This is a genomic window from Streptomyces sp. NPDC056224, assembly GCF_042267665.1.
In the GTDB taxonomy this organism is placed as follows: Bacteria; Actinomycetota; Actinomycetes; order Streptomycetales; family Streptomycetaceae; genus Streptomyces.
In genome coordinates this window covers 1-26,737 of record NZ_JBHJTK010000035.1, presented here as the reverse complement: position 1 = coordinate 26,737, position 26,737 = coordinate 1, and the positions used below count along the sequence as shown (strand labels likewise).

Below are 26,737 nucleotides of genomic sequence, written 5' to 3'. Positions count from 1 at the left end.
GCGCCATTAACCGGGCATTAAGACGCGCTTGCGACTCTCCCCGCATGCACCCCCGACTCCGACTGACGGCCGACGCTTCCGACGCGCCTGTCCTCCCGCTTGCGCGGAAGAATGGAGTCATGAGCCACAAGCCCAGCGCAGGCCCCACCGAGGTCCCCGCCCAGCACCCGTCTCACACGTACGGCGCCACAGGCAACACGGCCGCAGGCAACACGGCCGTCACCGGCGCACACGCGCGGATAGGCTCCATCTCCGCGCACCGCCCGCACGTCGATCTCGAGCCCGATCTCGACGCCGACCTGGACGCCTACGACGACAAGGACAGCGGCGAGCTCCCGCCCGGCCGCTTCCTCGACCGCGAGCGCAGCTGGCTGGCCTTCAACGAGCGGGTGCTGGAGCTCGCGGAGGATCCGACGACGCCGCTCCTGGAGCGCGCCAACTTCCTGGCGATCTTCGCGAGCAACCTCGACGAGTTCTTCATGGTCCGCGTGGCCGGCCTCAAACGGCGCATCGCGACCGGTGTCGCCACCCGTTCGGCCTCCGGCCTGCAGCCCCGCGAGGTGCTGGACCTCATCTGGACGCGCTCGCGCGAGCTCATGGCCCGCCACGCCGCCTGCTTCCAGCAGGACATCTCCCCGGCGCTGGCCGAGGAGGGCGTGCACCTCATCCGCTGGCCGGACCTCACCGAGAAGGAGCAGGCCCGCCTCTTCACCCTGTTCCGCAACCAGATCTTCCCGGTGCTGACCCCGCTGGCCGTGGACCCCGCGCACCCGTTCCCGTACATCTCGGGCCTCTCCCTGAACCTGGCCGTGGTCGTACGCAACCCCGTCAGCGGCCACCGCCACTTCGCCCGGGTCAAGGTCCCGCCGCTCCTCTCCCGCTTCCTGGAGGCCTCCCCGCAGCGCTACGTCCCGCTGGAGGACGTCATCGCCGCGCACCTGGAGGAACTGTTCCCGGGCATGGAGGTGCTCGCGCACCACATGTTCCGCGTGACCCGCAACGAGGACCTGGAGGTGGAGGAGGACGACGCCGAGAACCTGCTCCAGGCCCTGGAGAAGGAGCTCATGCGGCGCCGCTTCGGGCCGCCCGTGCGTCTGGAGGTCGAGGAGTCCATCGACCCGGGCGTCCTGGACCTCCTGGTGCAGGAGCTGAAGGTCAACGCCTCCGAGGTGTACCCGCTGCCCGGCCCGCTGGACCTGACCGCGCTCTTCGGGATCGCCTCCCTGGACCGGCCCGAGCTGAAGTACCCCAGGTTCATCGCCGGCACCCACCGGGACCTGGCCGAGGTCGAGTCCGCGTCCGCACCGGACATCTTCGCCGCGCTGCGCGAACGGGACGTGCTGCTGCACCACCCGTACGACTCCTTCTCCACGTCGGTACAGGCCTTCCTGGAACAGGCCGCGGCCGACCCGGACGTCCTCGCGATCAAGCAGACCCTGTACCGGACCTCCGGCGACTCCCCGATCGTGGACGCCCTGATCGACGCCGCCGACTCCGGCAAGCAGGTCCTCGTCCTCGTCGAGATCAAGGCCCGCTTCGACGAGCAGGCCAACATCAAATGGGCCCGCAAGCTGGAGGAGTCCGGCTGCCACGTCGTCTACGGGCTGGTGGGCCTGAAAACCCACTGCAAGCTGTCCCTCGTGGTCCGCCAGGAGGGCGAGACGCTGCGCCGCTACTCGCACGTGGGCACCGGCAACTACCACCCCAAGACCGCCCGGCTCTACGAGGACCTCGGCCTGCTCACCGCGGACCCGCAGGTCGGCGCCGACCTCTCCGACCTCTTCAACCGGCTGTCCGGCTACTCGCGCCGCGAGACCTACCGCCGGCTGATGGTGGCGCCGCGCTCACTGCGCGACGGGCTCATCGCGCGGATCGACAAGGAGACCGCCCACCACCAGGCCGGCCGCCCCGCGTACGTGCGCCTGAAGATGAACTCGATCGTCGACGAGGCCCTCATCGACTCGCTGTACCGGGCCTCGCAGGCGGGCGTCCCGGTCGACATCTGGGTCCGCGGCATCTGCGCGGTGCGTCCCGGAGTCCCCGGGCTCTCGGAGAACATCCGGGTCCGCTCGGTCCTCGGCCGCTTCCTGGAGCACTCCCGGGTCTTCGCCTTCGGCAACGGCGGGGAGCCCGAGGTGTGGATCGGCAGCGCCGACATGATGCACCGCAACCTCGACCGCCGTATCGAGGCACTGGTCCGGGTCGCCGACCCGGCCCACCGCGCGGCCCTGGACCGGATGCTGGAAACCGGGATGTCCGACGCCACCTCCTCCTGGCACCTGGGCCCGGACGGCGAATGGACCCGGCACAGCACGGACGCGGAAGGCCAGCCGCTGCGGCACGTACAGGAGATGCTCATAGACGCCCGGAGGCGCCGGCGTGGCTCAGCCAAACCATGAATCGACGGCCTGCGCGGGTGACGTGCTCGGCGCGTACCTGCGCGCCCAGGCCACCGCTTTCCTCCGCGCGCTGCGCCTGCACGACGAAGGCGCGGCGGGCGGGACCGGTGCCGCGGAGGGCAGCGGTGCGGCGCGCAGCCTGCGGGGGGCCGCGCGCCGGATCAGCGGGTCCCTGGCCACCTTCCGGGTGGTGACCGAGTCCTCCTGGGCGGACGGGCTGCGCACCGAGCTGGTGTGGCTGTCCTCGACCCTGGCCGACGAGCACGCGTACGCCTCCCGGCTGGACCGGCTGATGGACGCACTGCACCGGCTGTCGGGGAGCCCCGGGGTCCCGGCGCCGCGCGCCTCGGCCGGCGCGCTCACGGTGGGCGCGGCACGGGCGGGCGCCTTACTGGAACGCCAGCTGACCCTGGCCCGGACCCGCTCGCATTCGGCCACGCTCCAGGCACTCGGATCCGCCCGCTTCCACGCGGTGGCGGACGCTGTCGCGGTGCTCGCCTCCGACGTCCCGCTGGACGCGGTCGCGGCCCGGGGGCGGGTGGGCGACGTCCTGGTCCCCCTGGCAGCCGCGGCTGAAACCCGCCTGTCGGCCGCGGTCGCGACGCTGCCGCCGGCCGGGGACACACACCCGTACAACGCGGACCACGACGGCCGCTGGCACGAGGTGCGCCGCCTCCTGCGGGTCCACCGGTACGCCCGGGAGGCGCTGGGCGAGGACGTGACACGGGAGGCGGCGGCGGGCCAGGCCCTGGACCGCCACCGCGACGCGGCCGAGGCCGCGGCCGCCTCGGCGACCGCGGCGCGCACCCCGCGCATCGCCCCGGCCACGGCGTACGCCCTGGGCGTCCTGCACGCGGACCAGCGCCACGAGGCCGAGGCCGCGCGCTTCGACTTCCGGCAGGTCTGGCTCCCCGAGCCTGCGATCACGCCGAGATAACGGCAGGATAACGACTGGTTACACCCGCGTGCGGACCCGCCGGGACGCACCGGGTCGTACGCCACGGTTCACCATCCGTTCACTCGCCCCGGTCGGCCGCTTCACCTGTTCTGCCTAATTTCGTTGATGCAAGGAGCGGATCGCCGGAAGCACGAGCGACCCCCGCCCGGGCAACCGACGCAGTCCTCTTCGCACGCCGCCCCGATTCAGAAAGCGGCCGGCGGCTTCTGGAAGGAACACCCGAAAGTGAAGCTTCAGCGCAAGAACATGCTTCGTGCCTCCGCCCTCGGCGCGCTCGTCGTGTCCGGCGCCCTGGTCCTCACGGCGTGCGGCTCGGACGACAACACCAAGACCGCCGACGGCACGGCGAAGCCCTCCGCGGCCGCCGCGGGCGACATCAAGTGCGCCGACGCCAAGGGCAAGCTCCTGGCCTCGGGTTCGTCCGCGCAGAAGAACGCGGTCGAGCTGTGGGTGAAGAACTACATGGCCGCCTGCTCCGGCGTCGAGGTGAACTACAAGTCCTCCTCCTCCGGTGAGGGCATCGTCGCCTTCAACCAGGGCACCGTCGGTTTCGCCGGCTCCGACTCGGCGCTGAAGCCGGAGCAGGTCGAAGAGTCGAAGAAGACCTGCACCGGTGGCCAGGGCATCAACCTCCCGATGGTCGGCGGCCCGGTCGCCCTCGGCTTCAACGTCGCCGGCGTGGACAAGCTGAACCTCGACGCCGCCACGGTCGCCAACATCTTCAACGACAAGATCAAGAAGTGGGACGACGAGGCGATCAAGAAGCTGAACCCGGGCGTCACGCTTCCCTCCACCGCCATCCAGGCCTTCCACCGCTCCGACGACTCGGGCACCACCGAGAACGTCACCAAGTACCTCAAGTCCGCCGCGCCCGACGCCTGGCCGCACGAGCCCGCCAAGAAGTGGGCCGCTCCGGGCGGCCAGGCCGCTTCCGGCTCCGCCGGTGTCGCCGCCCAGGTCAAGCAGGTCGACGGTGCGATCGGCTACTTCGAGCTCTCCTTCGCCAGCTCGCAGAGCATCAAGACGGTCGACCTGAACACGGGCGCCACCGCCCCGGTCAAGGCCACCGGCGAGAACGCCTCCAAGGCCATCGCCGCCGCCAAGATCGCCGGCACCGGCTCCGACCTGGCCCTGAAGCTCGACTACACCACCAAGGCCGAGGGCGCCTACCCGCTGGTCCTGGTGACGTACGAGGTCGTCTGCGACAAGGGCAACAAGGCCGAGACGCTCCCGACCGTCAAGTCCTTCCTGAACTACACCGCCTCGGACGCGGGCCAGAAGGTCCTCCTCGACAACGGCTACGCCCCGATCCCGGCCGAGATCAACACCAAGGTCCGCGAAGTCATCAACTCGCTGGGCTAAATCCTGACCCCCGAGGTGTCGGCCGCCCCCGTCCGGGCAGCCGACACCTCGGGGGACCCTCCCCCACTCCACCCGGTGGGGGTCCCTCCCGGACGGAGTCCGGGGGAATCCGGTGCACCGCCGCCAGGGGGCCCGCCCCCCACACAGACCGGAAAGACCATGGCTTCCACCACACCCACCCAGATGGACACGGCTCCGCCCGTCGCCAAGAGCGGAAGGTCCACCGGCCGCGCCGGTGACAAGATCTTCTCCGGGCTCTCCAAGGGATCCGGCATCCTGCTCCTGGTGATCATGGCGTCGATCGCCGCCTTCCTCACCTACCGCGCCTCGATCGCCCTGTCGAAGAACGAGGGGAACTTCCTCACCACCTTCGACTGGAACGCGTCGGCCAACCCGCCCGTCTTCGGCATCGCCGTCCTGCTCTTCGGCACCGTCGTCAGCTCGGTCATCGCGATGGCCATCGCGGTTCCGATCGCCGTCGGCATCGCCCTGTTCATCTCGCACTACGCCCCGCGCAAGCTGGCCTCGCCCCTCGCGTACGTGGTCGACCTGCTGGCCGCCGTGCCGTCGATCATCTACGGCATCTGGGGCGCCCTCTTCCTCGTCCCGCAGCTGAACGGCCTGAACCTCTGGCTCGACGAGTACCTGGGCTGGACCTACGTCTTCGACAAGACCCAGATCGGCGTCGCCCGCTCGCTCTTCACCGTCGGCATCCTGCTCGCGATCATGATCCTGCCGATCGTGACCAGCGTCAGCCGCGAGGTCTTCCTCCAGGTCCCGCGCATGAACGAGGAGGCCGCCCTGGCCCTCGGCGCGACCCGCTGGGAGGTCATCCGGATGTCGGTGCTGCCCTTCGGCCGCTCCGGAGTCATCTCCGCCTCGATGCTCGGCCTCGGCCGCGCCCTCGGCGAGACCATGGCCGTCGCGACCGTCCTCTCCCCGAGCTTCCTGATCTCGTTCCACGTCCTGAACCCGGGCGGCGGCACCTTCGCGCAGAACATCGCCGCGAAGTTCGACGAGGCCAACGAGTTCGGCCGGGACGCGCTGATCGCCTCGGGTCTGGTCCTCTTCCTGCTCACCCTGCTGGTCAACGGTGCAGCTCGGCTGATCATCGCTCGCCGCAAGGACTTCTCGGGGGCGAACGCCTGATGAGCCACGCACTTCAGGACCAGCGGCCCGCCCGGGCCACCAAGTCCGCCGCCCCCGCCGGCCTCACCCGCGGCGGCCTGCCCCGCTGGGCCCCGGCCGGCATCGCGGTCCTCTCGACCGCCCTCGGCTGCGGCATCGGCGTCGTCTTCGGCCTCCAGAGCAAGGTCCAGTGGGGCCTGCTCGCGGCCCTCCTGTTCGTCGCCATCACGTACACCGCGAGCGCGGTGATCGAGAACGGCCGTCAGGCCAAGGACCGCGTCGCGACCTCCCTGGTGTGGGTCTGCTTCGTCCTCGCGGTCGTCCCGCTGCTCTCGCTGATGTGGACGACGATCAGCCGCGGCCTCGAAATGCTGGACGCGAACTTCCTCAGTCACTCCATGAACGGCGTGACCAGCTTCGACGAGGGCGGCGGCGTCTACCACGCCCTGCTCGGCACCATCGAGCAGGTCGCCCTGGCCACCCTGATCGCGGCTCCGATCGGCCTGCTGACCGCCGTCTACCTGGTCGAGTACGGCCGGGGCTCGCTCGCCAGGGCCGTGACCTTCTTCGTCGACGTCATGACCGGCATCCCCTCCATCGTCGCGGGCCTGTTCATCCTGACGACCTGGAACCTGATGCTCGGCTTCGGCCCCTCCGGCTTCGCCGGCGCCATGGCCCTGTCGATCCTGATGATGCCCGTCGTGGTCCGCTCCACCGAGGAGATGCTCAAGCTCGTCCCGAACGAGCTGCGCGAGGCCGCCCTGGCCCTCGGCGTGCCGAAGTGGCGCGTGATCCTCAAGGTCGTGCTCCCCACCGCCATCGGCGGCATCGCGACCGGTGTCATGCTGGCCGTGGCACGCATCGCCGGTGAGACCGCGCCGATCATGCTGCTGGTCTTCGGCACCCAGCTGATCAACGCCAACCCCTTCGAAGGCGCCCAGTCCTCGCTCCCGCTCTACATCTGGGAGCAGTACAAGGTCGGCAGTGAAGCCTCCTACGACCGGGCATGGGCAGCAGCGCTCGTCCTGATCGCCTTCGTCATGATCCTCAATCTGGTGGCCCGCGGCATCGCCCGCTGGAAGGCCCCGAAGACCGGTCGCTGACGCGACTGTATGAAAGCGAAGTGACCCTCATGGCGAAGCGAATCGACGTCAGCGGACTGTCGGCCTTCTACGGAACCCACAAGGCCATCGACGACATCTCGATGACCGTGGAACCCCGCTCCGTGACCGCCTTCATCGGCCCCTCCGGCTGCGGCAAGTCCACCTTCCTGCGCACCCTCAACCGCATGCACGAGGTCACCCCGGGTGGCCGCGTCGAGGGCAAGGTGCTCCTGGACGACGAGAACCTGTACGGCGCCGGCGTGGACCCGGTCGCGGTCCGCCGCACGGTCGGCATGGTCTTCCAGCGCCCGAACCCCTTCCCCACCATGTCGATCTTCGACAACGTGGCGGCGGGCCTGCGCCTGAACGGCAACTTCAAGAAGTCCGAGCTCGCGGACGTCGTGGAGCGGTCGCTCAAGGGCGCCAACCTGTGGAACGAGGTCAAGGACCGCCTGAACAAGCCGGGCTCCGGCCTCTCCGGCGGCCAGCAGCAGCGTCTGTGCATCGCCCGCGCGATCGCGGTCGAACCGCAGGTCCTGCTGATGGACGAGCCCTGCTCGGCTCTCGACCCGATCTCCACCCTCGCGATCGAGGACCTGATCGGCGAGCTCAAGGAGCGCTTCACGATCGTCATCGTGACGCACAACATGCAGCAGGCGGCCCGCGTCTCGGACCGCACGGCCTTCTTCAACCTCTCCGCGGTCGGCCAGCCCGGCAAGCTCGTCGAGATCGACGACACGGACCGGATCTTCTCCAACCCGTCCGTCCAGGCGACCGAGGACTACATCTCGGGCCGTTTCGGCTGAGCCTCCCGAGGTCACGAACGTCCTGCGGTGCTGCATGGCGGTGCCACCGCAAGGCGAAAGAAAGAAAGGGCCGGCTCCCCCTGGGTGGGGGGAGCCGGCCCTGTTTCGTTCGGGGGCTAGACGAACGCCAGGTCCACGACCCAGAAGCTCAGCGCCGCCACCAGGGCCGCGGCCGGCATGGTGATGAACCAGCCCAGGACGATGTTCTTGGCGACGCCCCAGCGGACGGCGTTCACGCGCTTGGTCGCGCCCACACCCATGATCGCCGAGGTGATCACGTGGGTGGTGGAGATCGGCGCGTGGAAGAGGAACGCCGAGCCGAACATGATCGAGGCGCCGGTGGTCTCGGCCGCGAAGCCCTGCGGCGGGTCCAGCTCGATGATCTTGCGGCCGAGGGTGCGCATGATGCGCCAGCCGCCCGCGTACGTACCCAGCGACAGCATCACGGCACACACGATCTTGACCCAGACCGGGATCGCCTCGTCGGCCGTCTGCACGTCGGCGATGACCAGCGCCATCACCACGATGCCCATCGTCTTCTGCGCGTCCTGGAGCCCGTGGCCGAGGGCCATGGCGGCCGCGGACACGGTCTGCGCGATACGGAAACCGTGCTTCGCCTTGTGCGGGTTGGACCGGCGGAACATCCACAGGATGGCCACCATCACCAGGTAACCGACGACCAGACCGACGACGGGCGAGACGAACATCGGGATGACGACCTTGTCGAGCACACCCGACCAGATCACCTCCGTGCCGCCGGCCAGCGCCGCACCCACCATGCCGCCGAAGAGCGCGTGCGAGGAGGACGAGGGCAGGCCGAAGTACCAGGTGATCAGGTTCCAGACGATCGCGCCGACCAGCGCCGCGAAGAGGATCCACATGCCGGTGGCGCCCGTGGGCGTCTCGATCAGGCCACTGCTGACCGTCTTGGCCACACCGCTGCCCAGGAAGGCGCCGGCGAGGTTCATCACGGCGGCCATCGCGAGGGCCGCCCGCGGGGTCAGCGCCCGTGTGGAGACGGACGTCGCGATCGCGTTCGCCGAGTCGTGGAAACCGTTCGTATACGTGAAGCCGAGCGCGACACCGATGGTCACGACCAGAGCAAAGGTGTCCACGAGGTTCAGGACTCCTTGACCGCGATGGTCTCCACCGTGTTCGCGACGTGCTCGAACGCGTCGGCCGCCTCTTCGAGCACGTCGACGATCTGCTTGAGCTTCAGTACCTCGATGGCGTCGTACTTGCCGTTGAAGAGCTGGGCGAGCAGCTTGCGGTGGATCTGGTCGGCCTGGTTCTCAAGGCGGTTGACCTCGATCCAGTACTCGGTGAGGTTGTCCATCGTCCGCAGGTGCGGCATCGCCTCGGCGGTCAGCTCGGCCGCGCGCGCCAGCACCTCGATCTGCTGCTCGACACCCTTGGGGAGCTCCTCCACGTTGTAGAGGACGACCAGGTCGACCGCCTCCTCCATGAAGTCCATGATGTCGTCGAGCGACGAGGCCAGGTTGTAGATGTCCTCGCGGTCGAACGGCGTGATGAAGGAGGAGTTCAGCTGGTGGAAGATCGCGTGGGTCGCGTCGTCCCCCGCGTGTTCCGCTGCCCGCATCCGCTCCGCGATCTCGGCCCGGGCGGAGGAGTCCGCTCCGAGCAGTTCCATCAGGAGCTTGGAGCCCGTGACGATGTTGTCCGCGGATGCGGCGAACATGTCGTAGAAGCTCGTCTCCCTGGGGGTCAGACGAAATCGCACGTGAGGTCCTCGGGGTGCATTGGATTCGGTCAGGCTGATGCTAGGCGCATCCCCCGGCCACGGCTAACCGGCGGTTCCCCAGTGTCCTCCATCAGGCAGAGTGAGGGCGACGGGGCCCTGTCCCTCACGGCGCGGCCCAGTACCCTATACCCATGAGGGGTATGCACGGTTCGTTTCGACCACGGGAGGAAGCATGACGACCATCGAGGCGGAGGGCTCCGGAGCCGTCCACGGCTACCACCACCAGAAGGACGAGCACCTCAAGCGGCTGCGCCGGATCGAGGGCCAGATCCGCGGACTCCAGCGGCTCGTCGACGAGGACGTCTACTGCATCGACATACTCACCCAGGTTTCGGCCAGTACGAAGGCGCTCCAGTCCTTCGCGCTCCAGCTGCTCGAAGAGCACCTCCGTCACTGCGTCGCCGACGCCGCCGTCAAGGGCGGCACCGAGATCGACGCGAAGGTGGAGGAGGCCACCAAGGCCATCGCCCGCCTCCTGCGCACCTGATCCCGCCCCGGGCAGCGGCCGGTCAGCCGGACCAGATCCCCATCAGCACCTCGTCGATCCGGTCCTGACTCAACCGCTCCTCGGCCGCCGCCGACGCCGCGATGATCAGCTCACCGCACAGCTCGATCTCGGCGAGCGCCACGTGGTCCTGCACCGTCGTACCGCCTGCGGGAGTCACGCGTTTCACCTCAGTCTGCCGTCTTCGGTCTTCGGTCTTCGGTTGTCAGTCGCGGGCGCGCTCGGCTTCTCAGCGTAGGGAAGGCGTGGCATCCGGCACATGACACGGATGGACCATTTCCGGATACCCGGCCCTGGCCCGATCGCGCCGCCCGCCCTGGCCCGCCCCCACTACTCGGCGATCTTCCCGGCGAAAATGTCCCTGCTTTCGGGCAATACGACGGTCACCGGCGTCCCGAACCCGTACAGCAGCGTGGTCGACGAGACATCGATCACGCCATTGTTGACGTACGTGAAGCGGTGGCGGACCTTCCGCAGCCGCCCCTCTCCGTCCAGGTACGCGTCGAACGGCACGGTGTCCGTGCTGAACCCTTTCGCCGCCGCCTCCAGTGCACCCCTTGCCTCCGGTGACGCGCTCGCCGCGGCCCGCCCGATGTCGGTGGTCCCCCGGTAGTGCCGCACCTTGGTGCCGGCCACCTCGGTCTCCCCCACGTACGTGACCTCCAGCGCGCCCCGCAGCAGCTCGGCCGCGATCAGCGGATCGGTGGCCCCGCCGGTGACCAGGTTCCCGTCGGCGAGGGCCGTCGTGTCGACCCGGACCCACTTGTCGTCGGGGACGCCCGCACCCCGGTTCTTCATGTAGAGCGCTCCCGGCACCAGCAGCTCGGTGATGGGCCGGTGCTCGGCCTTGCCCTTCACATCGGCCGGGAGCATGACCAGCAGCTGGCCCATGCGGCTCTTGAAGTCGACCCCGCCCTCGCCGCGGATCGTGACCCGGGTGCCGCCGGTGGCCATCTCCATGGCCGTGCGGGCCTGGGCGCTGCCCGCCCTCGCGAGCGCGTCGGCGGCCCCGCGGACCACCGCCGCCGCGTCCGCCTTGTCCGCCTTGCCCGCCTTGTTCGTCTTGCCCGCCGGGGGCCGGTCGTCGCCGGCGCCGCCGCCGGCGCCCGCGCAGCCGCTCAGCGCCGAGACCGCCAGGGCGACCCCGGCGGCGAGCAGCGCCCCACCCGCCCGTCCGCGCGGCCGCCTGTGCTGGTGAACCACCATCGCCTGCCAACCCCCAACGCGTGACCGCTGTTTGCCCGAGGCCCCCACCCGCTCCGCTTAACGAGGTCAGGGGTTTCCCGTCACGGCCCCGACCCCTCCCCGGCCCCCGTCCGGCCCGGTACGGTGGTGGCGTGGAACCGCACACGAAAGCGACCCTGTCTCCTCCGCTTGCCTCTTCCGTGCCGCTCCAGCCGCCGCGGCCCGCCCCGGAAGGCCCGATGCCGCCACAGCCGCTACAGCAGCCCCAGCAGCCCACCGGGCACTCCGCCTCCACCACCGAACGCGGCGCGTTCTGCCTGGCCGTCTGCAGTTGCGGATGGGCCGGCCCGGCCCGCCGCTCCCGCGATCTGGCGCGCAAGGACGCCGCCCGGCACACCGCGGGCTAGCGGGCCGGGGCCTGGTCGCCCGTTCGGACGGCCCGGCTGGCCGGTGCACCGCGCAGCGGATGCCCTTGACTCATGCCAGGACCCGCTGCCCGCCCCGCGGCCCTTCTCTGGGCCCTGCTCCTCGCTCTCGACATCCTGGGGGCCACGGCCGCCACGGCCTGGGCCCGTCCCCTGGGCTCGGCGGACGGACCTGGCGATGTGGCCCTGGCCGTCGGACTGACGACCCTGGCGGCCGCCGCCACCGGGCTGTGGCTGCGCTCCCACCGCCGCCGCTCCGACGGTACGGACGGGCCGGCCGACGCGGCGGCCGAGGGCGGCGACCCGTGACGCCGCCGAGGAATCGTCCTACGGCGGTGCGCGTCTGTTTCGCGGTGGCGGGGCTGTGCCTGCTGGCGGCCCTGCTGCTCACCGTATGGAGGTCGTACGCCCGCGCTTGACCGGCCGCGTCACATCACAGCGCGCCAGGGTGTCAGGGTGTCAGGGCGCGTGCGGAACCAGGGCGTCAGCAGGTCGGCGGGTCAGCAGGTCGGCGGGTCGGCGGGTCGGCGCCTCAGCGGATCGCGGCCTCAGCGGATCGCGGCGTCATGCGGCGAGGTCGCTCTCGTGCGTGCGCTGCCCCGCCGGCGGCGTCTGCGGCTGGGCCAGGCCGACGGGCCGGGGCCAGGTCCGCCCCTTGGCCCGTACGAGACGACCCAGGCGCGGCGAGCCGGCCACCGCCCGCACCACCGGGGTCAGCAGCGCCATCGCGAGCGGCGCGAGGACCAGGACCACGGCGGTGCCGAGCGCGAACCCGCCGATCACGTCGGTGGGGTAGTGGGCGCCTGAGTACACACGGCAGACCCCCTCGGCGAAGGCCAGCCCGATACCGATCAGCCCGAACCTGCGGCTGGCCACGAACAGGCCGACGCCCAGGGCCATCGCGAGGGTGGCGTGGTCGCTGACGAAGGAGAAATCCGGCTGCGCGAAGCGCGTGCCGAGGCCGGGGCGGAAGGCGGGATCGAGCACCTGCAGGCCCTCGTGCTGGAGGAACGGTCGCGGCCGGCCGACCAGTTCCCGCAGCGGCGCGTTCACGAGCAGCGCCAGCCCGGCGGCCAGCGGGGCCCACACCAGTGCGGCGAAGGACTCCACGGCCGCGCTCTCGTCCTGGTGGCGGGCACCGTGCCAGCACCACAGGACCAGGAGGACCAGGGTCAGCGGGATCCCGTACTCACCGGCCAGGACCACGGTCCGGTCCAGCCAGTCCGGCGCGTGCCGGGCCGCTCCGTTGATCTCGTACAGCAGGCTGACATCCAGGTTCGGCCCACCGGTCGTGAGTCCAGCCATGGTGATGCGGCCCCTTGCCCTTGCCGTGGTTCGCCTGCGGGCGCACGCCGGTGTGCGCCCCTTCGACCCCCGTTGTGATCAACCCCCGCGTCCATGGAACGCCCGTTCTGGCGACTGCGTTCCACTCTCCACCGAATGATCACTCCAACGTTATCGAAGAGAGACTCGTCGTCGCAGCTCAGGGCCTTGGCTTAACGGGGCGTCACTAAGGCGCCTTGCTCGCCGCCGCGCGGTCCGGAAGGGCCTGCGCACCGTCCTTCGTCACGCGCGTGGCGCCGAAGTAGTCGGGCGTGTCGATCTTGTCGAAACGGATCACGGCGCCGGTGTACGGGGCGTTGATCATATAGCCGCCGCCCACGTAGAGCCCGACGTGCCGGATCTCCCGGGAGTTCGTCAGATCATCGGAGAAGAACACCAGGTCACCGGGGAGCAGTTGGTCGCGCGAGGGATGCGGTCCGGCGTTGTACTGGTCGTTCGCCACGCGCGGCAGCTCGATCCCCACCGTCTCGTACGCGGCCTTGGTCAGCCCCGAGCAGTCGAACCGCCCGTCCTGGTCGGGCGTCCCGTTGCCGCCCCACAGGTACGGAGTGCCGAGCTGCTTCTGCGCGAAGTAGATGGCTCCCGCAGCCTGTTGCGAGGGCGCGACCCGGCCGACGGGCCGCTCGAAGCTCTTCGCCAGCGTCGTGATCGTCTTCACATAGCCCTGGGTCTCCTTGTACGGCGGCACGCCCGCGTACTTGATGACCGCGTAGGCACCCGCGTTGTAGGCCGCGAGCATGTTGGACGTCGCGTCACCCGGCACGCTCGCCACGTCCTTGGCCAGCTCGCAGTCGTACGAGGCGGCCGAGGGGATCGCGTCGTTCGGGTCCCAGATGTCCCGGTCTCCGTCGCCGTCACCGTCGACGCCGTGCCCCGCCCAGGTACCCGGGATGAACTGGGCGATCCCGCGCGCGTCGGCGGGACTGACGGCGCTCGGGTTCCAGCCGCTCTCGGAGTACAGCTGGGCAGCGAGCAGCGGCGGGCTGATGGCCGGGCAGAGGTTGCCCCACTTCTCCACCAGCGCCTGGTACTTCGCGGGGACCGCCCCCTTCGCGAGGCCGACGGCACGACCGCCCGCCCCCGCACCGACCAGGCCCGCGGCCGCGGAATACGTCCCCACGACGAGCAGCACCACGAAGGTCAGACACAGCCCGATCCCGATCCCGCCGGCCATCCAGAATCTACGCACCCGTCAACCCTCCCCCATTGCCGTCACTTCAACGTGTGATTCGGCCGTGTCGCATGTCGTACTACCCCACTCGGAAGCCCGAACAGACGACGCCCACGTACTTCGTAGGATCATCCTCGACGCGGGAGAAGACCGCAGTCCAGTCCGCACGACCGGCGGCCGGGGGCACGGCGGCCCGGGCGTGCGCCCGTCCGGCCGCTCCCCGGGAACCGCTACCTGGGGGCGACGAAGAGGCTCTGCGCGCTGCGCCCGATGGGGCCCTTCTCGTCGTGGAGCCGTGCGTCGACGAGGCCGATGCCGGCCGCGTCCACACTCGTACGGGACTCCACACAGGCCCATTCACCGACGGGATGGCGGTGCAGGTGGACCGTGAGGTCACCGTTGACGAACACGAACCGGCCGAAGTCCATCACCGAGCTGATGCCGTTGCCGGAGTCCGCGGCGACCAGCACCCGGTCCAGCGGACGGATCTCCTCCCCGGCGACGAGCGGCACCCTCATCCGCATCCAGCAGGTGCCGGGGCCGAGCTCCACGAAGGCGCCCTCGGTGAAACGGGCCTCCATCGCCGTGTGGTAGCCGGTGTCCCACGGCACCGGGAAGAACGGCGTGACCACGGCTTCCCCGGGCGTCGGCAGCTGCGGCCCCGGCACCACGGCCGGCACCGCCTCCTCGGCCACCCGGATCCGCAGGGCCCGCGCCAGCATCACCGGGGCGTCCGCGCCCGCCGGGGTGAGCGCGGCCTCCACCACCTCCGTACCGCGCCCGGCCCGCAGCACGCTGGTGGTGATCTCCAGCCCGCCGATCGGCACCGGGCGCAGGATCTCGTACGTGATCCGGGCGATCCGCATGTCCGTACGCGCACCCGGCCGCTCCTCGACGGCCCGGCCGAGCAGGGCCGCCGGCGGACCGGCGTGCTGCGCGCCCGGGTCCCACGGCCCGCGCGTGTACTCGGTGGCGGTGAACCGCCCGGTGTCCACCCGTTCGAAGAACCCCTCGACAGCACCCATGCCCCGCACGCTACCGACAGGTAATCAGGGACACCACCCCCGCACCGACCGCCGGACCGACCACGCGCAGGCCGCCTGTCGGCCGCCCGCAGGCCGCCCGCAGGCCGCTCAGCGAGCGAACCCCAGCCCCACCCCCAGCCCCACCAGCACCGATCCGATGGCCCGGTTCAGCGTCTTCTGCGCCTTCAGCATCCGGTCCCGCAGCCGGGAGTTCGAGAAGAACAGCGCCACCGCCCCGAACCAGCCGAAGTGCGCCGCCGACATGAACAGCCCGTAGCCCGCCTGCTGCCACACCGGCGTGCCCGGATCGACCACCTGCGTGAAGGTCGACACCACGAACAGCGTCGTCTTCGGGTTCAGCACATTGGTCAAGAACCCCGACCGCATCGCCCCGAGCCGGGTCAGCCCCGCTCCGGACTCCAGATCCAGGGCCACCTCGGCCCGCGCCCGGAAGGTACGGATCCCGATCCACACCAGGTAGGCCGCGCCCGCCAGCTTGATCACGGTGAACAGGGCGGTGGAGGAGGCGATCAGCAGACCGACCCCGAGCATCGTGTACGAGACGTGGACCAGGACCCCGGCCGCGACCCCGGCGGCCGCGAACAGCCCGGTGGGCCGCCCGTAGAGGTAGCTGTTGCGGACCACCATGGCGAAATCGGCGCCGGGACTGATCACGGCGAGAAGGGTGATGACGGCGACTGCGATCACTTCTGTCATACCGGCATGCTCACCGGGGCCGGGCTGCCGATCAACACCGTTATCAACACCGTTCGCCATCCGGATACTTGAGGGATGACCTTCCCCCACCTGCTCTCCCTGCACCCCTACCGGCCCGCCGAGGACGCCCCGCTGCTGCGCGAGTGGGTGACCACTCCCGCCGAGCTGATGACCTGGGCGGGCCCCGCCTTCACCTGGCCGCTGGACGACGCGCAGCTCGCCGCCTACGCCGCCGAGCCCAGCCGCCACATCTGGACCGCCGTGACCCCCGACAGGTACCGCGTCGGGCACGTATCGGTGTCCGGCACCCGCCTCGGCCGCATCCTGATCGCCCCCGACACCCGCGACATGGGCTACGGCCGGGCCCTGGTCACCCAGGCCGTCGAACTCTGCTTCGGCGAGCTGGGCCTGCCGGAACTCAGCCTCGGCGTCTGGGCCCACAACACCGCGGCGATCCGCATCTACGAGCGGCTCGGATTCCGTACCGAGGAGATCATCGAGGACGTCGAGGAGGTCGACGGCGTCCCGTGGACCGCCCACCAGATGCGGCTCACCGCCCCCGGGCGGTGACAATGGACGACGTGTCCTCCAGTACCCCCGCCGCCCAGCCCGACCCGGCCGCCCGGCCCGGCCTGCCCGAGCTGCCGGTCCTGCCCGTCCTGCAGGCCGACTGCGCGAACTGCTTCGCACTGTGCTGCGTCGCCCTGCCCTTCGCCAAGTCCAGCGACTTCGCCGTCAACAAGCCCGCCGGAACCCCCTGCAAGAACCTCCGGGAGGACTTCCGCTGCGGCATCCACACCCGGCTGCGCGACTCGGGCTTCCAGGGCTGCACCGTCTTCGACTGCTTCGGCGCGGGCCAGCAGGTCTCCCAGGTCACCTTCGGCGGACACGACTGGCGCACCGACCCCGGCACGGCCCGCCGGATGTTCGACGTCTTCCCCGTGATGCGGCAGCTGCACGAACTCCTCTTCTACGTCGCCGAGGCCCTGGCCCTCCCCGACGCCGCCCCGGTCCACGCACAGCTGCGCGACGCGCTCGCGGAGACCGAACAGTGGACGCGCGCCGACGCCCGGGCCCTGGCGGACCTCGACGTGGGCGCCCTGCGCCAGAAGATCAACACCCTGCTGCTGAAGGCCAGCGAACTCGTACGGGCCAAGGTGCCGGGCCGCAAGAAGAACCACCGCGGCGCCGACCTGATGGGCGCCCGCCTCTCCGGCGCGGACCTGCGCGGGGCGAACCTGCGCGGCGCCTACCTGATCGCCGCCGACCTCAGCCGCGCCGACCTCCGCACGGCCGACCTGATCGGCGCGGACTTCCGCGACGCCGACCTCCGCGGCGCAGACCTGCGCGACGCCGTCTTCCTCACCCAGCCCCAGCTCAACGCGGCCCACGGCGACCCCGCCACCCGCATCCCCTCGTCCCTGACCCGCCCCACCCACTGGACCTGACCGAGCCGACCGAGCCCGGCAACCGCCCGGCGTTCGAGGCGCGGGGGCCGGGGGCCGGGGGCCGGGGGCCGAGACAACGGCGCCGCGCCCGCACCCGCACCCCGCCCCGCACGGCGGCCGCCCCCCCCCGCTCACAGCCGCGCCAAGAACCCCCGCACCGCCGCGTAGAAACCCTCCGGGTCCCCGGCCCGCACGGCATGCCCGGCCGGCAGTTCGACCAGCCGCACCCCGGCCCTGCGCACGGTCATCTCCCGCGCGTGCTCGGCGGACAGCACCCCGCTCCGGTCCCCCCGCACCAGCAGCGTCGGCTTCCGCACCGCCAGCCAGTCCTCCCAGTGGTCCCCGTTCAGCCCCCGCTGCGACTCCACCACGTCCTCGACATCGCTCGCGGTCCCCCACCCGTCCGTGTACTCCCGAAGGGACCCCTCCAGGTGCGGCGCCGCGCTCCCCACCCCCGCGAGGAAGCCCGCCCGGGTCACGGCCCGCCTCGGCCACTCCCGCACGTACGCCAGGTCGCCCTCGACCACCGCCCCGATGTCCTCGACCACCACCGCCCGCACCAGATCCGGCCGCCGCGCCGCGAGCTGGTACGCGTTGACCCCGCCCAGCGAGTGCCCCACGACCACCGCGGGCCCCAGCCCCAGGTGCTCCAGGACGGCCGCGGCGTCCGCCACGTACCCCTCCCGCGTGTACTCCGCGGCCCGGTCCGACGCCCCGTGCCCCCGCTGGTCGAGACCGATCACCCGCCACCCGGGCCCCACCTCCCGGGCCAGCCCCTCGAAGCTCCCGCCGTCCTGGAAGTGCCCGTGCAGCGCGAGCAGCGGCGCCCCCGGACCGCCGAAGTCCGCGTAGGCCAGCCGCCGCCCGTCCGCCGTCTCCGTCACGCCCGGCAGCGGCCCCAGCTTGTCGATCACCCGCCGGCGCAGCAGCTGGTACTCCTCCCAGCGCCTCGACAGCCGCCCCGGCGGCCGCTTCACGACCCGCCCCGGCGTCACGGTCTCGCCCCGCCGGAACTGCTCCCGCGTCAGGTCGATCCGCATCCCCCCGGGCAGCTGGTTCCACCAGTGGTACCCCTCCTGCCGGCCCTCGTGGAACACCTCGCCCAGCACCAGCTCCCCGCCCACGACGTCCTGCACGAGCACGGCGGTGATGTCGCAGTGCCCCCAGGCCGGATTCTCCGCCGTCCAGGGGATCCCCGTGATGTCGGCCGGCTCGGCGGTCTCGGCCGACCAGCCCGCACGGATGGCCGCCTCTACATCGGCAAGGGTCCACGGAGTCGTCGTCATGCCCCCAGCGTGCCGGACCCCACTGACAACGCCGGTGACGGCGCCGCCGACGGGGCACGCCACCCCCCGTACGCCGAGACGACAATCATTGCCCGGCGTCACCCCCCGTGATACACAGAGTGACCGTACGTTCTTTCGCACACTCACCGCCCCCGCCCAGGTCAGAGCGCAGGGACGGGGCGCGGACCGGAGGATCGGGTAAAGAGAGCCGTCAAGTCGACGACGGCGGCGGTTTCATCAGCGAAGATAGTGCGTGACCCCTGCCGTCGGGCACGGGCTTTCGGAACTACCCATACAGGGGCGGTGAGTTACATGATCCTGGCAGCCGAAAAGGGCGACATCACCACCATCATCGGCGGAATCGCCCCGAACTGGGGGCCGTTCGGCAGTCTCGGCAACGAAGCGAAGGTCATGATCGAGGTGGTCATGGCCGTGGCGATCCTCCTCTGCCTCGGCATCGCCATCTGGGGCGCGGCCAAGCAGCGCATCGGCGCGACCGCCCTGCGCGACACGTTCAGCGCGGAACAGGGTAAGGGCCTGATCGTGGCCGGCCTCACGGGCGTCTTCATCATCGGCTCCCTGGGCACCCTCTTCACCATCGTCTACGGAATGGCCGTCTAGCGGGCCACCGCGGCCGTACTTGATGAGGAATCACCACACCGCGCCTACGCGGGAACGAGGGGGCCGAAACGCAATGAGCAACGACGACCAGTACGGCGGCACGGGCCAGACCCGTACCCGCCTCCCGGACTCCCCCGCCGACCCGTACGGCCCCGCCCGCCGCACCCCCCGCACCTCCCGCAGCCTGATCACGGTGGTCGGCGTGGTGGTCCTCCTGATCGCCGCAATCGCGTTCGCGAACCAGGGCCCGGACACCCCCGGCCCCCCCTCGCAAGACAAGCCCCCGACCACGACCTCCACGTCCCCAACGGGCACGGACCCGGTCACGGGCAAGACCTCGGGCATCCCCAAGGGCTTCGCCCACGACGAACAGGGAGCCCAGTCGGCGGCCGCCAACTACGCGGTGGCGCTCAGCTCTGACGGCATGTTCGACGCCGCCCGCAGGCGGGCGATCGTCCAGGCCGTCTACCTGCCCGACGTGGCCGCAGCGCGCCAGAGCGACCTCGACAAGGTGTACGCGGACCAGGGGTTCCTGGCCCGCATCGGTCTCGAAGCCGGCGGCAAGGCCCCCAAGGGCCTGACCTTCATCTCCCGCGTCAACCCGGTGGGTACGAAGGTCGAGAAGTTCAGCGGCGACACCGCGACCGTTTCCGTCTGGTACTCGGCGCTGTTCGGCCTCGCGGGCGAGGGCTCGAAGAACCCGGTCTCCGAAAGCTGGTACACGAACACGTTCGAGCTCCGGTGGCTGGGCGACGACTGGCGCGTCTCCGACTTCACGCAGAAGGACGGCCCCGCTCCGGTGGGCCGTGACCAGTCCGCTGCCTCGGCGGAAGAGATGGCCGCCGCGGTGTCACAGTTCGGGGGACTCACCTATGCGCGCTGACCGCCGCGGCTTGTCCCTCACGGCCGTCGTGGCCGTGGTGCAGGCCACCGCCGTGCTCCTCGCGACCCGAGCAGTCGCGGCGCCCACCCCCACCCCGACTCCCGGCGCAACTCCTGGTCCACAGGCGAGCAACAACCCCTGTGACCTGATCCGCGGCCCCGCCAAGGACTACTGCGAGCGCGGAGCCAGCGGCCAGGCCCCCACAACCGGCCTCGCCCCCAGCAACCCCTCCGACGCCCTCAACCCCCTCGCCTCCCTGGCCAAGGGCTGCGCCGACGCCGCAGCCTGGATCGTCGGCAAGCTCAGCGAAGCGGTCAAGGGCAGCGCCAACGTCGACTTCACCAACCCCGCCTTCCTCAAGCAGTACGCCGTCGTCTTCGCCGCCTCCACCATCCTCACCCTCGTCCTCTGGCTCTTCGCCGTCGCCAAGCGAGCCGTCCGCGGCGTCCCCCTCACCACCGCCCTCTCCGAAGCCATCGGCTTCCTCTGGCTCACCGTCCTCGCCTCCGCCTTCACCCCCCTGATCCTCTACACCGTCGTCTCCGCCACCGACGGCGTCACCGAGGTCATCGCCTCCGCAGGCGGCGGCCAGACCGACGTCTTCTTCGGCTCCTTCTCCGAGGCCCTCAAGAAGGGCGACGACATCGGCGGCGGCCCGATCATGCTGATCGTCGTCGCCCTCGTCACCGTCCTCGCCGCCGGCGTCCTGTTCCTGGAGCTCTTCATCCGGGCCGCCCTCCTCTACGTCGGCGCCCTCCTCGGCGTCGTCGTCTACGCGGGCCTCGTCGACCGGAACCTCTGGGGCCACGTCCGCCGCTGGGCCGGCATCATGATCGCCGTAATCCTCGTGAAGCCGGTCATCGTCATCGTCCTCGGCCTCGCCGGAGCCCTCACCGGCGAAAAGGGCCAAGGCGCCTTCTCCGCCGTCGTCACCGGCCTCGCCATCATCCTCCTGGCGATCTTCGCCTCCGCGATGATCTACCGCTTCGTCCCCGGCTTCGGCGACGAGATCGCCTCCGCCCGCTCCAACCGCAGCAAGGCCACCGACGGCGCCCAGGCCGCCGCCGTCATCAGCTCCCCGGCCTCCCTCGTCTCGCAGGGCATCAAGACCCACAGCAGCCGCGGCGCCCACCGCGGCGGCGACGGCGGCGCCAACAGCGCGCCCCGCCCCGCCAACCCCATCTCCGGAGGCGTGGCCGCCCACAGCAGCCGCCCCACCTCCGGCGGCGGCTCCGGCGGCGGATCTGTCCCCTCCGCCGCCCCCCCGCCCCGCACGAGTTCGAGCACGAGGAACACAGGAGGTGACGGGCGTTGACGACCCAGTCCCACCAGCTGCACCCGGTCGCGCCCCGCCGCACGTATCTCATCGGCCGGGCCCGGCCGAACGCGATCGTCGGCAAGAACCGCGAAACCGGCGAGATCGCCCTGATCATCGCGGGGGCCTTCTTCGGCATGATGAGCGGACTACTCGTCCCCGACCTCACCCTGCGCATCGTCAGCCTCGCCGGCTTCCCCATGCTCGCGCTCGCCGCCGTGTACGTCCCGTACAAGGGCCGCACCTTCTACCGCTGGTTCGAGATCAGCCGCAGCTACAAGCGCACCCTGCGCCGCGGCACGACCTACCGCTCGGGAGCCATGGAAGCCGGCGTACGCGGCGCCGACGGCCGCGAGGTCGAGGTCGGCCCGCCCCCCGGCATCGGCCGCATCAACTGGCTCGCCGCCCCCTTCGGCCCCGACGAGATCGCCGTCCTCCTCCACGCCGACCGCAGAACGGTCACGGCCGCCATCGAGATCGAGGGCCCCGGCGTCGGCCTGCGCGACAGCGAGGACCAGGAAGCCCTCGTCGACCGCTTCGGCACCCTCCTCAAGCACGTGGCCAACGGCGACGGCTTCGTCACCCGCCTCCAGATGCTCGCCCGCACCCTGCCCGCCGACCCCGACGCCCACGCCAAGGACGTCGCCCTGCGCGGCGACACCCAGGCCCCCGGCTGGCTGCGCGAGTCCTACGACCAGCTCCAGTCGATGGTGTCGACCTCCTCCGAGCAGCACCGCGCGTACCTCGTCGCCTGCATGCACTACAGCCGCGAACTCGCCGCCGAGGCCCACACCATCGCCCGCGCCGGCACCCCCCACAAGGGCCGCAAGCTCGACCGCGACGCCGGGCTCGCCATCGTCATGGCCCGCGAGCTCACCGACATCTGCGCCCGCCTCGCCGAAGCCGACATCCGCGTCCGCCAGCCGCTGGGCCAGGGCCGCCTCGCCTCCCTCGTGCACTCCATGTACGACCCGGACCACCCCATCGACCACATCCAGGCCATGACCAAGCGCAACGCCTGGCCCGCCGAACTCGACGCGGTCGAACCCACCTACCTCCAGGCCAAGACCCGCGAGTCCTCCACCCGCGCCCCCTGGTGCCACGCCACCGCCTGGGTGAAGGAATGGCCGATGACCCCCGTCGGCGTCAACTTCCTCGCCCCCCTCCTCGTCCACACCCCGGACGTCATCCGCACGGTCGCCGTCACCATGGACCTGGAGCCCACCGAGGTGGCCATCGAGCGCATGCTCACGGAGAAGACCAACGACGAGGCCGACGCCTCCCGCGCCGCCAAGATGAACCGGACCGTCGACCCGCGCGACATCGCCGCCCACGGCCGACTCGACCAGAGGGGTGAAGATCTCGCCAGCGGTGCGGCAGGAGTCAACCTGGTCGGGTACATCACGGTGTCCTCGCGTTCACCCGAAGCCCTCGCCCGCGACAAGCGGACCATCCGCGCCTCGGCCGGCAAGTCCTACCTGAAGCTGGAGTGGTGCGACCGCGAGCACCACCGCGCCTTCGTCAACACCCTGCCGTTCGCCACCGGCATCCGACGCTAGCTGGAGGGAAGTGCCGCCCATGCGAGATCCCATGTCCGCCCTGACGGACGCCTTCACCAGCTTCCTCTTCGGCAAAGTCGAAACCACGCGCCTGCCCGTACGCACCTCCACCGGGCAGGCGCAAGCCGTCTACCTGCCCACCGCCGCCCCCGGCCTCGGCGACTCCGGCGTCATCATCGGCCGCGAGGTCTACAGCGGCAAGGGCTACATCTACGACCCCTTCCAGCTCTACGGACAGCAGCTCCCGGCACCCCACTGGCTCGTCCTCGGAGAATCCGGCAACGGCAAGTCCGCCCTGGAGAAGACCTACGTACTGCGCCAGCTCCGCTTCAAGGACCGCCAGGTCGTCGTCCTCGACGCCCAGGGCGAAGACGGCGTCGGCGAATGGAACCTCATCGCCCAGCAGCTGGGAATAACCCCCATCCGCCTGGACCCCATCGCCGCCAACGACGACGGGATCCGCCTCAACCCCCTCGACCCGGCGATCACGACGACCGGACAGCTCGCGCTGCTCCGCACCATCATCGAAGTCGCCATGGGCCACGGCCTCGACGAGCGCGCCGGCTTCGCCCTCAAGGTCGCGCACGCCTACGTCGTCGACTCCATCCGCGACCGCCAGCCGGTCCTCACCGACATCGTCGACCAACTGCGCCACCCCGAAGCCGAGTCCGCCGAAGCGATGAACGTCGACATAGACGATGTCCGGGCCTGGGGCCTCGACGTGGCACTCGTCCTCGACCGCCTCGTCGACGGCGACCTGCGCGGCATGTTCGACGGCCCCACGACCGTCGGCATCGACCTCGACGCCCCGCTGATCGTCTTCGACCTCTCCCACATCGACCGCAACTCCATCGCGATGCCGATCCTCATGGCGATCGTCGGCGTCTGGCTGGAGCACACCTGGATCCGGCCCGACCGCAAGAAGCGCATCTTCCTCGTCGAAGAGGCCTGGCACATCATCAACAGCCCCTTCGTCGCCCAGCTGTTCCAGCGCCTCCTGAAGTTCGGCCGTCGTCTCGGCCTGTCCTTCGTCGCCGTCGTCCACCACCTCTCGGACGTCGTCGACGGCGCGGCCGCCCGCGAAGCCGCAGCCATCCTCAAAATGGCCTCCACGCGCACCATCTACGCCCAGAAGGCGGACGAGGCACGCGCCACGGGCCTCGTACTCGGCCTGCCCCGCTGGGCGGTCGAGATCATCCCGACCCTCACCCCCGGCATCGCCGTCTGGGACGTCAACGGCAACGTGCAGGTGGTCAAACACCTCATCACCGAAGCCGAACGCCCCCTCGTCTACACGGACCGCGCCATGACCGAGTCCTCCGCCCCCGCGCGGCTCCACGACGACATGCTCGCCGCCGAACTGGAAGCGGAGGAACGCGCCCTGTCCATCGAACGCCGCCGCGGCAACGGCGGCCCGGGATCCGCGACCACGGTGGCCTGACCATGCACGACGCGAGACGTACGGAGCCCCCCGCGTCCGGCGGCGTCCCGGACGGCCTGCTGGTCGGCCTCCTGGCCTTCCTCCTCGGCCTCGCGTGCCTGGTCTGGTCCGCCACCGGCCTGGCCGCCTTCTTCGCCAAGGGGGCCTGGCCGGACACCGTGACCTTCACCCGTACGCCGGGAGCCGTCCGCGCCCTGATAGCGCAACCGCACGACGTCCCGGGCGCCTGGCCGGACACCGACCCGGCGGCCCTCTCCGGCTGGGGCCTGTTCTGGGGTCTCTTCATCAGCCAGCTGCTGGTGATGTTCGTGCTCATCGTCTTCGCCATCGGCGTGTTCGCCCGCACCAAGTCCCGCCGCGCCCTGGCCGGACGGTCCCCGGCGGAGCACCCCGGACCGCCGCAACCCCGGCATCCGGACCCGGCCCCCCAGCCGGCTCCCCCCACGACCGCCACCACGCCAGCCCCAGCGCCCATCCCCGCGCCCGCGCCCGCGGAATCGCCCGTACCCGCCGCGGAGCCGCTGTTCGCGGCGTCCCCGGCCGGACCGCAGCCACCGGTCCGCGCACGCGCAGCCGCCCCTACGGCGCCCCCGGACGACGAGGCCTACCGCTACGGTTTCGGCCACGCCCCGGCCGTCCCCACCGCCCGGCAGCCCCGCATGGGCTACGGCGGCCCGAACGACAGGTTCCGCGCGGCGGCACACCGCCTCCAGGAGACGGAGGGCGCCGCGCTGGTCGTGACCTCCTCCCCCACGCTCTGGGCCGAGACCAAGGACGCCCGGGCCAAGCTCGGCCCCGTCCTCCTCTACGACCCCTCGCACCTGTGCGACACCCCGGCCCGCATGCACTGGAACCCGGCCGAGGGCTGCGCCGAGCGCGACACCGCCACCGCCCGCGCGATCGCCCTCCTGGCCCCCGTACGCCCGCAGGCCCGTCTGGACGCTGCCGTCGCGGACACCGCGGAAACCCTCCTGCGAAGCTGGCTCCATGCGGCCGCCCTGGACGGCCGCCCGTTCAAGCAGCTCCACCGCTGGACCCAGGGCAACAGCGCCCAGGAGCCGGTCCGCATCCTGCGCACCCATCCCGAGGCCGCCCCCGGCGCGGCCGGCGAGCTGGAAAGCGCGCTCACCGCCCACCCCGAACGGCGCGAGCAGGCCCAGTACCTGACGGCCCGTGCCCTCGCCTGCCTGACCTCGATCCACATCCGCGAGGCCTGCAACCCGAACCGAAGCGATTCCCTCACCCTGGCTTCGTTCCTGGCCGAAGGGGGCAGCCTTTACGTGGTGGGCGAGCCTCTGGAAGACCCCCGCACCCACCCGGGTGCGATGCCCTTGCTCACCGCACTCGCCGCTCACGTGGTCGAGCACGGCCGTCGCATGGCCGCACGGTCATCCCACGGTCGGCTCGACCCACCACTGTCCCTGATCCTGGACGACGTGGCGGCCGTAGCCCCCCTCCCCCAGCTCCCGGAACTCCTGACCGACGAGACGCTCCCCCTCCTCGCCCTGTGCCGCAGCCGCGAACAGGCCCGCAACCGCTGGCCCGGAGCCGACCTCCCGTAAGCCGTCTACCGGCCCTACGGCCTCTGGAAGACGAACTCCAGCTCCTTGGCGGACGGATCGCTCACCAGAGGCACCCGCACACCGCTGTCCGCGAACCCGACGCGACGGTAGAAGGCCTGGGCCCGCTCATTGCGCTCGTGCACGTAGAGCCGTACGCGTTCCAGCGCGGGATCCTCCAGCGACCAGGCCCACTCCAGCGCGGCCCGGAACAGTTCCTCCGCCAGCCCGGTACCCCGCCGACCCTCGCGGACGAAGACGCCGACGATGTGTCCCTGGGTGGTCTCGATCTCCCGGTCGAGGAAGTCGGTGGTCCCCAGCTCCTCCACCAACACGGCCACGGTCCCGTCCCACACCCCGTCAGGCCCCACGGCCACGAACTGCCGCACGGCCCGTCCCGAGGCCGCGCCGGCAGTCCGCTCCTGCCAGAAACCATCCGGCCGGGCCTCGGCGAGCTCGGCGGTGTCGAGGAAGGCGATGGGGGCCACGGGATCGCGGAGCGAGGCGATCCGCAGCTCCTTGACCTGCTGCCATTCCTCGGCGCGGACGGGACGTATCTGGTACTGGTTCTGTTCGGCACTCATACCGGGAATTTTAGGCTTGAGCCCTGAACGCAGAAAAGCCCCGCACCGGACCCCGAAGGGTCTGGTGCGGGGCTTCCGCAATGATTGTTCGGCGGCGTCCTACTCTCCCACAGGGTCCCCCCTGCAGTACCATCGGCGCTGAAAGGCCTAG

At 71.0% G+C, this 26,737-nt stretch carries 27 protein-coding genes; 17 read left to right on the top strand and 10 right to left on the bottom strand.

Features of this window, described 5'->3' with window-relative positions; genetic code table 11:
• The first annotated feature begins 119 nt into the window (after positions 1-119).
• From ACFCZ1_RS29425 to pstB, 6 genes are all read left to right on the top strand, one after another.
• On the top strand, positions 120-2,399 hold the full coding sequence (locus ACFCZ1_RS29425; protein ID WP_376681306.1) for an RNA degradosome polyphosphate kinase: 2,280 nt from the start codon (positions 120-122) through the stop codon (positions 2,397-2,399).
• The gene (locus ACFCZ1_RS29420) at positions 2,380-3,336 is read left to right on the top strand and encodes a CHAD domain-containing protein (protein ID WP_376681305.1); all 957 of its coding nucleotides are present in this window, start codon (positions 2,380-2,382) and stop codon (positions 3,334-3,336) included. The genes ACFCZ1_RS29425 and ACFCZ1_RS29420 overlap by 20 nt, the downstream gene beginning before the upstream one ends.
• Before the next feature lie 246 nt (positions 3,337-3,582).
• Positions 3,583-4,719 (top strand): phosphate ABC transporter substrate-binding protein PstS, encoded by a 1,137-nt coding sequence (gene pstS / locus ACFCZ1_RS29415; protein WP_376681304.1) that lies wholly within the window; start codon positions 3,583-3,585, stop codon positions 4,717-4,719.
• Positions 4,720-4,878: 159 nt separating this feature from the next.
• Positions 4,879-5,868 carry a phosphate ABC transporter permease subunit PstC gene (gene pstC, locus ACFCZ1_RS29410; protein ID WP_376681303.1) on the top strand — a complete coding sequence of 330 codons (990 nt, stop codon included), beginning with the start codon at positions 4,879-4,881 and terminating at the stop codon, positions 5,866-5,868.
• Entirely contained in the window at positions 5,868-6,950 is a 1,083-nt protein-coding gene (gene pstA / locus ACFCZ1_RS29405) for a phosphate ABC transporter permease PstA (protein WP_376681302.1), read from the top strand. Before pstC ends, pstA begins: the two co-directional genes overlap by 1 nt.
• A gap of 29 nt (positions 6,951-6,979) precedes the next feature.
• A complete protein-coding gene (pstB, locus tag ACFCZ1_RS29400; protein ID WP_376681301.1) occupies positions 6,980-7,756 on the top strand; it encodes a phosphate ABC transporter ATP-binding protein PstB in 777 nt (258 codons plus the stop codon).
• A 116-nt stretch (positions 7,757-7,872) separates the two neighbouring features.
• Here pstB and ACFCZ1_RS29395 read toward each other — a convergent pair whose 3' ends face one another.
• The gene (locus ACFCZ1_RS29395) at positions 7,873-8,871 is read right to left on the bottom strand and encodes an anion permease (protein ID WP_376681300.1); all 999 of its coding nucleotides are present in this window, start codon (positions 8,869-8,871) and stop codon (positions 7,873-7,875) included.
• Between the two features lie 5 nt (positions 8,872-8,876).
• On the bottom strand, positions 8,877-9,497 hold the full coding sequence (locus ACFCZ1_RS29390) for a DUF47 domain-containing protein (protein WP_008742369.1): 621 nt from the start codon (positions 9,495-9,497) through the stop codon (positions 8,877-8,879).
• 193 nt (positions 9,498-9,690) lie between these two features.
• Here ACFCZ1_RS29390 and ACFCZ1_RS29385 point away from each other — a divergent pair, with 193 nt between their 5' ends.
• The gene (locus ACFCZ1_RS29385; protein ID WP_030009310.1) at positions 9,691-10,005 is read left to right on the top strand and encodes a metal-sensitive transcriptional regulator; all 315 of its coding nucleotides are present in this window, start codon (positions 9,691-9,693) and stop codon (positions 10,003-10,005) included.
• A 22-nt stretch (positions 10,006-10,027) separates the two neighbouring features.
• Here ACFCZ1_RS29385 and ACFCZ1_RS29380 read toward each other — a convergent pair whose 3' ends face one another.
• Together ACFCZ1_RS29380 and ACFCZ1_RS29375 are read right to left on the bottom strand one after the other, a co-directional pair.
• On the bottom strand, positions 10,028-10,183 hold the full coding sequence (locus ACFCZ1_RS29380; protein ID WP_199808149.1) for a hypothetical protein: 156 nt from the start codon (positions 10,181-10,183) through the stop codon (positions 10,028-10,030).
• Between the two features lie 170 nt (positions 10,184-10,353).
• Positions 10,354-11,229, bottom strand: a complete 876-nt coding sequence (locus tag ACFCZ1_RS29375) for a hypothetical protein (protein WP_376681299.1) — start codon at positions 11,227-11,229, stop codon at positions 10,354-10,356.
• A gap of 218 nt (positions 11,230-11,447) precedes the next feature.
• Here ACFCZ1_RS29375 and ACFCZ1_RS29370 point away from each other — a divergent pair, with 218 nt between their 5' ends.
• Both ACFCZ1_RS29370 and ACFCZ1_RS29365 read left to right on the top strand, forming a co-directional pair.
• Positions 11,448-11,615 (top strand): hypothetical protein, encoded by a 168-nt coding sequence (locus tag ACFCZ1_RS29370; protein ID WP_376681298.1) that lies wholly within the window; start codon positions 11,448-11,450, stop codon positions 11,613-11,615.
• 72 nt (positions 11,616-11,687) lie between these two features.
• Positions 11,688-11,942, top strand: coding sequence for a hypothetical protein (locus tag ACFCZ1_RS29365; RefSeq protein ID WP_376681297.1), 255 nt, complete (start codon positions 11,688-11,690; stop codon positions 11,940-11,942).
• 255 nt (positions 11,943-12,197) lie between these two features.
• On the opposite strand, the gene ACFCZ1_RS29360 is transcribed toward ACFCZ1_RS29365, so the two are convergent.
• From ACFCZ1_RS29360 to ACFCZ1_RS29345, 4 genes are all read right to left on the bottom strand, one after another.
• Positions 12,198-12,938 carry a phosphatase PAP2 family protein gene (locus ACFCZ1_RS29360; protein ID WP_376681296.1) on the bottom strand — a complete coding sequence of 247 codons (741 nt, stop codon included), beginning with the start codon at positions 12,936-12,938 and terminating at the stop codon, positions 12,198-12,200.
• A gap of 205 nt (positions 12,939-13,143) precedes the next feature.
• Complete coding sequence (locus tag ACFCZ1_RS29355; RefSeq protein WP_376681349.1) at positions 13,144-14,151, bottom strand: NlpC/P60 family protein; 1,008 nt, start codon at positions 14,149-14,151, stop codon at positions 13,144-13,146.
• Positions 14,152-14,378: 227 nt separating this feature from the next.
• Positions 14,379-15,173, bottom strand: a complete 795-nt coding sequence (locus tag ACFCZ1_RS29350; protein WP_376681295.1) for a thioesterase family protein — start codon at positions 15,171-15,173, stop codon at positions 14,379-14,381.
• A gap of 108 nt (positions 15,174-15,281) precedes the next feature.
• Positions 15,282-15,890 carry a LysE family translocator gene (locus tag ACFCZ1_RS29345; protein WP_376681294.1) on the bottom strand — a complete coding sequence of 203 codons (609 nt, stop codon included), beginning with the start codon at positions 15,888-15,890 and terminating at the stop codon, positions 15,282-15,284.
• A 75-nt stretch (positions 15,891-15,965) separates the two neighbouring features.
• Here ACFCZ1_RS29345 and ACFCZ1_RS29340 point away from each other — a divergent pair, with 75 nt between their 5' ends.
• Together ACFCZ1_RS29340 and ACFCZ1_RS29335 are read left to right on the top strand one after the other, a co-directional pair.
• Entirely contained in the window at positions 15,966-16,460 is a 495-nt protein-coding gene (locus ACFCZ1_RS29340) for a GNAT family N-acetyltransferase (protein ID WP_376681293.1), read from the top strand.
• A gap of 2 nt (positions 16,461-16,462) precedes the next feature.
• Entirely contained in the window at positions 16,463-17,338 is an 876-nt protein-coding gene (locus ACFCZ1_RS29335; RefSeq protein ID WP_376681292.1) for a pentapeptide repeat-containing protein, read from the top strand.
• Between the two features lie 131 nt (positions 17,339-17,469).
• On the opposite strand, the gene ACFCZ1_RS29330 is transcribed toward ACFCZ1_RS29335, so the two are convergent.
• Positions 17,470-18,624, bottom strand: a complete 1,155-nt coding sequence (locus ACFCZ1_RS29330; protein ID WP_376681291.1) for an alpha/beta fold hydrolase — start codon at positions 18,622-18,624, stop codon at positions 17,470-17,472.
• Between the two features lie 312 nt (positions 18,625-18,936).
• Here ACFCZ1_RS29330 and ACFCZ1_RS29325 point away from each other — a divergent pair, with 312 nt between their 5' ends.
• From ACFCZ1_RS29325 to ACFCZ1_RS29300, 6 genes are all read left to right on the top strand, one after another.
• A complete protein-coding gene (locus ACFCZ1_RS29325) occupies positions 18,937-19,245 on the top strand; it encodes a hypothetical protein (RefSeq protein WP_008742356.1) in 309 nt (102 codons plus the stop codon).
• Positions 19,246-19,318: 73 nt separating this feature from the next.
• Positions 19,319-20,128, top strand: coding sequence for a hypothetical protein (locus ACFCZ1_RS29320; RefSeq protein ID WP_376681290.1), 810 nt, complete (start codon positions 19,319-19,321; stop codon positions 20,126-20,128).
• Complete coding sequence (locus ACFCZ1_RS29315; protein WP_376681289.1) at positions 20,118-21,443, top strand: hypothetical protein; 1,326 nt, start codon at positions 20,118-20,120, stop codon at positions 21,441-21,443. Before ACFCZ1_RS29320 ends, ACFCZ1_RS29315 begins: the two co-directional genes overlap by 11 nt.
• The gene (locus ACFCZ1_RS29310; protein WP_376681288.1) at positions 21,440-23,002 is read left to right on the top strand and encodes an SCO6880 family protein; all 1,563 of its coding nucleotides are present in this window, start codon (positions 21,440-21,442) and stop codon (positions 23,000-23,002) included. The genes ACFCZ1_RS29315 and ACFCZ1_RS29310 overlap by 4 nt, the downstream gene beginning before the upstream one ends.
• Positions 23,003-23,021: 19 nt before the next feature.
• The gene (locus ACFCZ1_RS29305; RefSeq protein ID WP_376681287.1) at positions 23,022-24,443 is read left to right on the top strand and encodes an ATP-binding protein; all 1,422 of its coding nucleotides are present in this window, start codon (positions 23,022-23,024) and stop codon (positions 24,441-24,443) included.
• A 2-nt stretch (positions 24,444-24,445) separates the two neighbouring features.
• Positions 24,446-26,005 carry a type VI secretion protein gene (locus ACFCZ1_RS29300; RefSeq protein ID WP_376681286.1) on the top strand — a complete coding sequence of 520 codons (1,560 nt, stop codon included), beginning with the start codon at positions 24,446-24,448 and terminating at the stop codon, positions 26,003-26,005.
• A 14-nt stretch (positions 26,006-26,019) separates the two neighbouring features.
• Here ACFCZ1_RS29300 and ACFCZ1_RS29295 read toward each other — a convergent pair whose 3' ends face one another.
• Positions 26,020-26,586: a GNAT family N-acetyltransferase gene (locus ACFCZ1_RS29295; protein ID WP_376681285.1), complete on the bottom strand. Its 567-nt coding sequence runs from the start codon at positions 26,584-26,586 to the stop codon at positions 26,020-26,022.
• Between the last annotated feature and the right edge of the window lie 151 nt (positions 26,587-26,737).

Excerpts from the sequence above, each read along its gene's own strand:
- ACFCZ1_RS29295 (WP_376681285.1), bottom strand. The coding sequence starts at position 26,586 with ATGAGTGCCGAACAGAACCAGTACCAGATACGTCCCGTCCGCGCCGAG.
- ACFCZ1_RS29300 (WP_376681286.1), top strand. The coding sequence starts at position 24,446 with ATGCACGACGCGAGACGTACGGAGCCCCCCGCGTCCGGCGGCGTCCCG.
- pstB (WP_376681301.1), top strand. The coding sequence starts at position 6,980 with ATGGCGAAGCGAATCGACGTCAGCGGACTGTCGGCCTTCTACGGAACC.
- ACFCZ1_RS29375 (WP_376681299.1), bottom strand. The coding sequence starts at position 11,229 with ATGGTGGTTCACCAGCACAGGCGGCCGCGCGGACGGGCGGGTGGGGCG.
- ACFCZ1_RS29315 (WP_376681289.1), top strand. The coding sequence starts at position 20,118 with ATGCGCGCTGACCGCCGCGGCTTGTCCCTCACGGCCGTCGTGGCCGTG.
- ACFCZ1_RS29325 (WP_008742356.1), top strand. The coding sequence starts at position 18,937 with ATGATCCTGGCAGCCGAAAAGGGCGACATCACCACCATCATCGGCGGA.
- ACFCZ1_RS29320 (WP_376681290.1), top strand. The coding sequence starts at position 19,319 with ATGAGCAACGACGACCAGTACGGCGGCACGGGCCAGACCCGTACCCGC.
- ACFCZ1_RS29330 (WP_376681291.1), bottom strand. The coding sequence starts at position 18,624 with ATGACGACGACTCCGTGGACCCTTGCCGATGTAGAGGCGGCCATCCGT.
- ACFCZ1_RS29385 (WP_030009310.1), top strand. The coding sequence starts at position 9,691 with ATGACGACCATCGAGGCGGAGGGCTCCGGAGCCGTCCACGGCTACCAC.
- ACFCZ1_RS29350 (WP_376681295.1), bottom strand. The coding sequence starts at position 15,173 with ATGGGTGCTGTCGAGGGGTTCTTCGAACGGGTGGACACCGGGCGGTTC.
- ACFCZ1_RS29355 (WP_376681349.1), bottom strand. The coding sequence starts at position 14,151 with ATGGCCGGCGGGATCGGGATCGGGCTGTGTCTGACCTTCGTGGTGCTG.
- ACFCZ1_RS29360 (WP_376681296.1), bottom strand. The coding sequence starts at position 12,938 with ATGGCTGGACTCACGACCGGTGGGCCGAACCTGGATGTCAGCCTGCTG.
- ACFCZ1_RS29425 (WP_376681306.1), top strand. The coding sequence starts at position 120 with ATGAGCCACAAGCCCAGCGCAGGCCCCACCGAGGTCCCCGCCCAGCAC.
- ACFCZ1_RS29345 (WP_376681294.1), bottom strand. The coding sequence starts at position 15,890 with ATGACAGAAGTGATCGCAGTCGCCGTCATCACCCTTCTCGCCGTGATC.
- pstC (WP_376681303.1), top strand. The coding sequence starts at position 4,879 with ATGGCTTCCACCACACCCACCCAGATGGACACGGCTCCGCCCGTCGCC.
- pstA (WP_376681302.1), top strand. The coding sequence starts at position 5,868 with ATGAGCCACGCACTTCAGGACCAGCGGCCCGCCCGGGCCACCAAGTCC.
- ACFCZ1_RS29305 (WP_376681287.1), top strand. The coding sequence starts at position 23,022 with ATGCGAGATCCCATGTCCGCCCTGACGGACGCCTTCACCAGCTTCCTC.
- ACFCZ1_RS29365 (WP_376681297.1), top strand. The coding sequence starts at position 11,688 with ATGCCAGGACCCGCTGCCCGCCCCGCGGCCCTTCTCTGGGCCCTGCTC.
- ACFCZ1_RS29340 (WP_376681293.1), top strand. The coding sequence starts at position 15,966 with ATGACCTTCCCCCACCTGCTCTCCCTGCACCCCTACCGGCCCGCCGAG.
- ACFCZ1_RS29335 (WP_376681292.1), top strand. The coding sequence starts at position 16,463 with ATGGACGACGTGTCCTCCAGTACCCCCGCCGCCCAGCCCGACCCGGCC.
- ACFCZ1_RS29370 (WP_376681298.1), top strand. The coding sequence starts at position 11,448 with ATGCCGCCACAGCCGCTACAGCAGCCCCAGCAGCCCACCGGGCACTCC.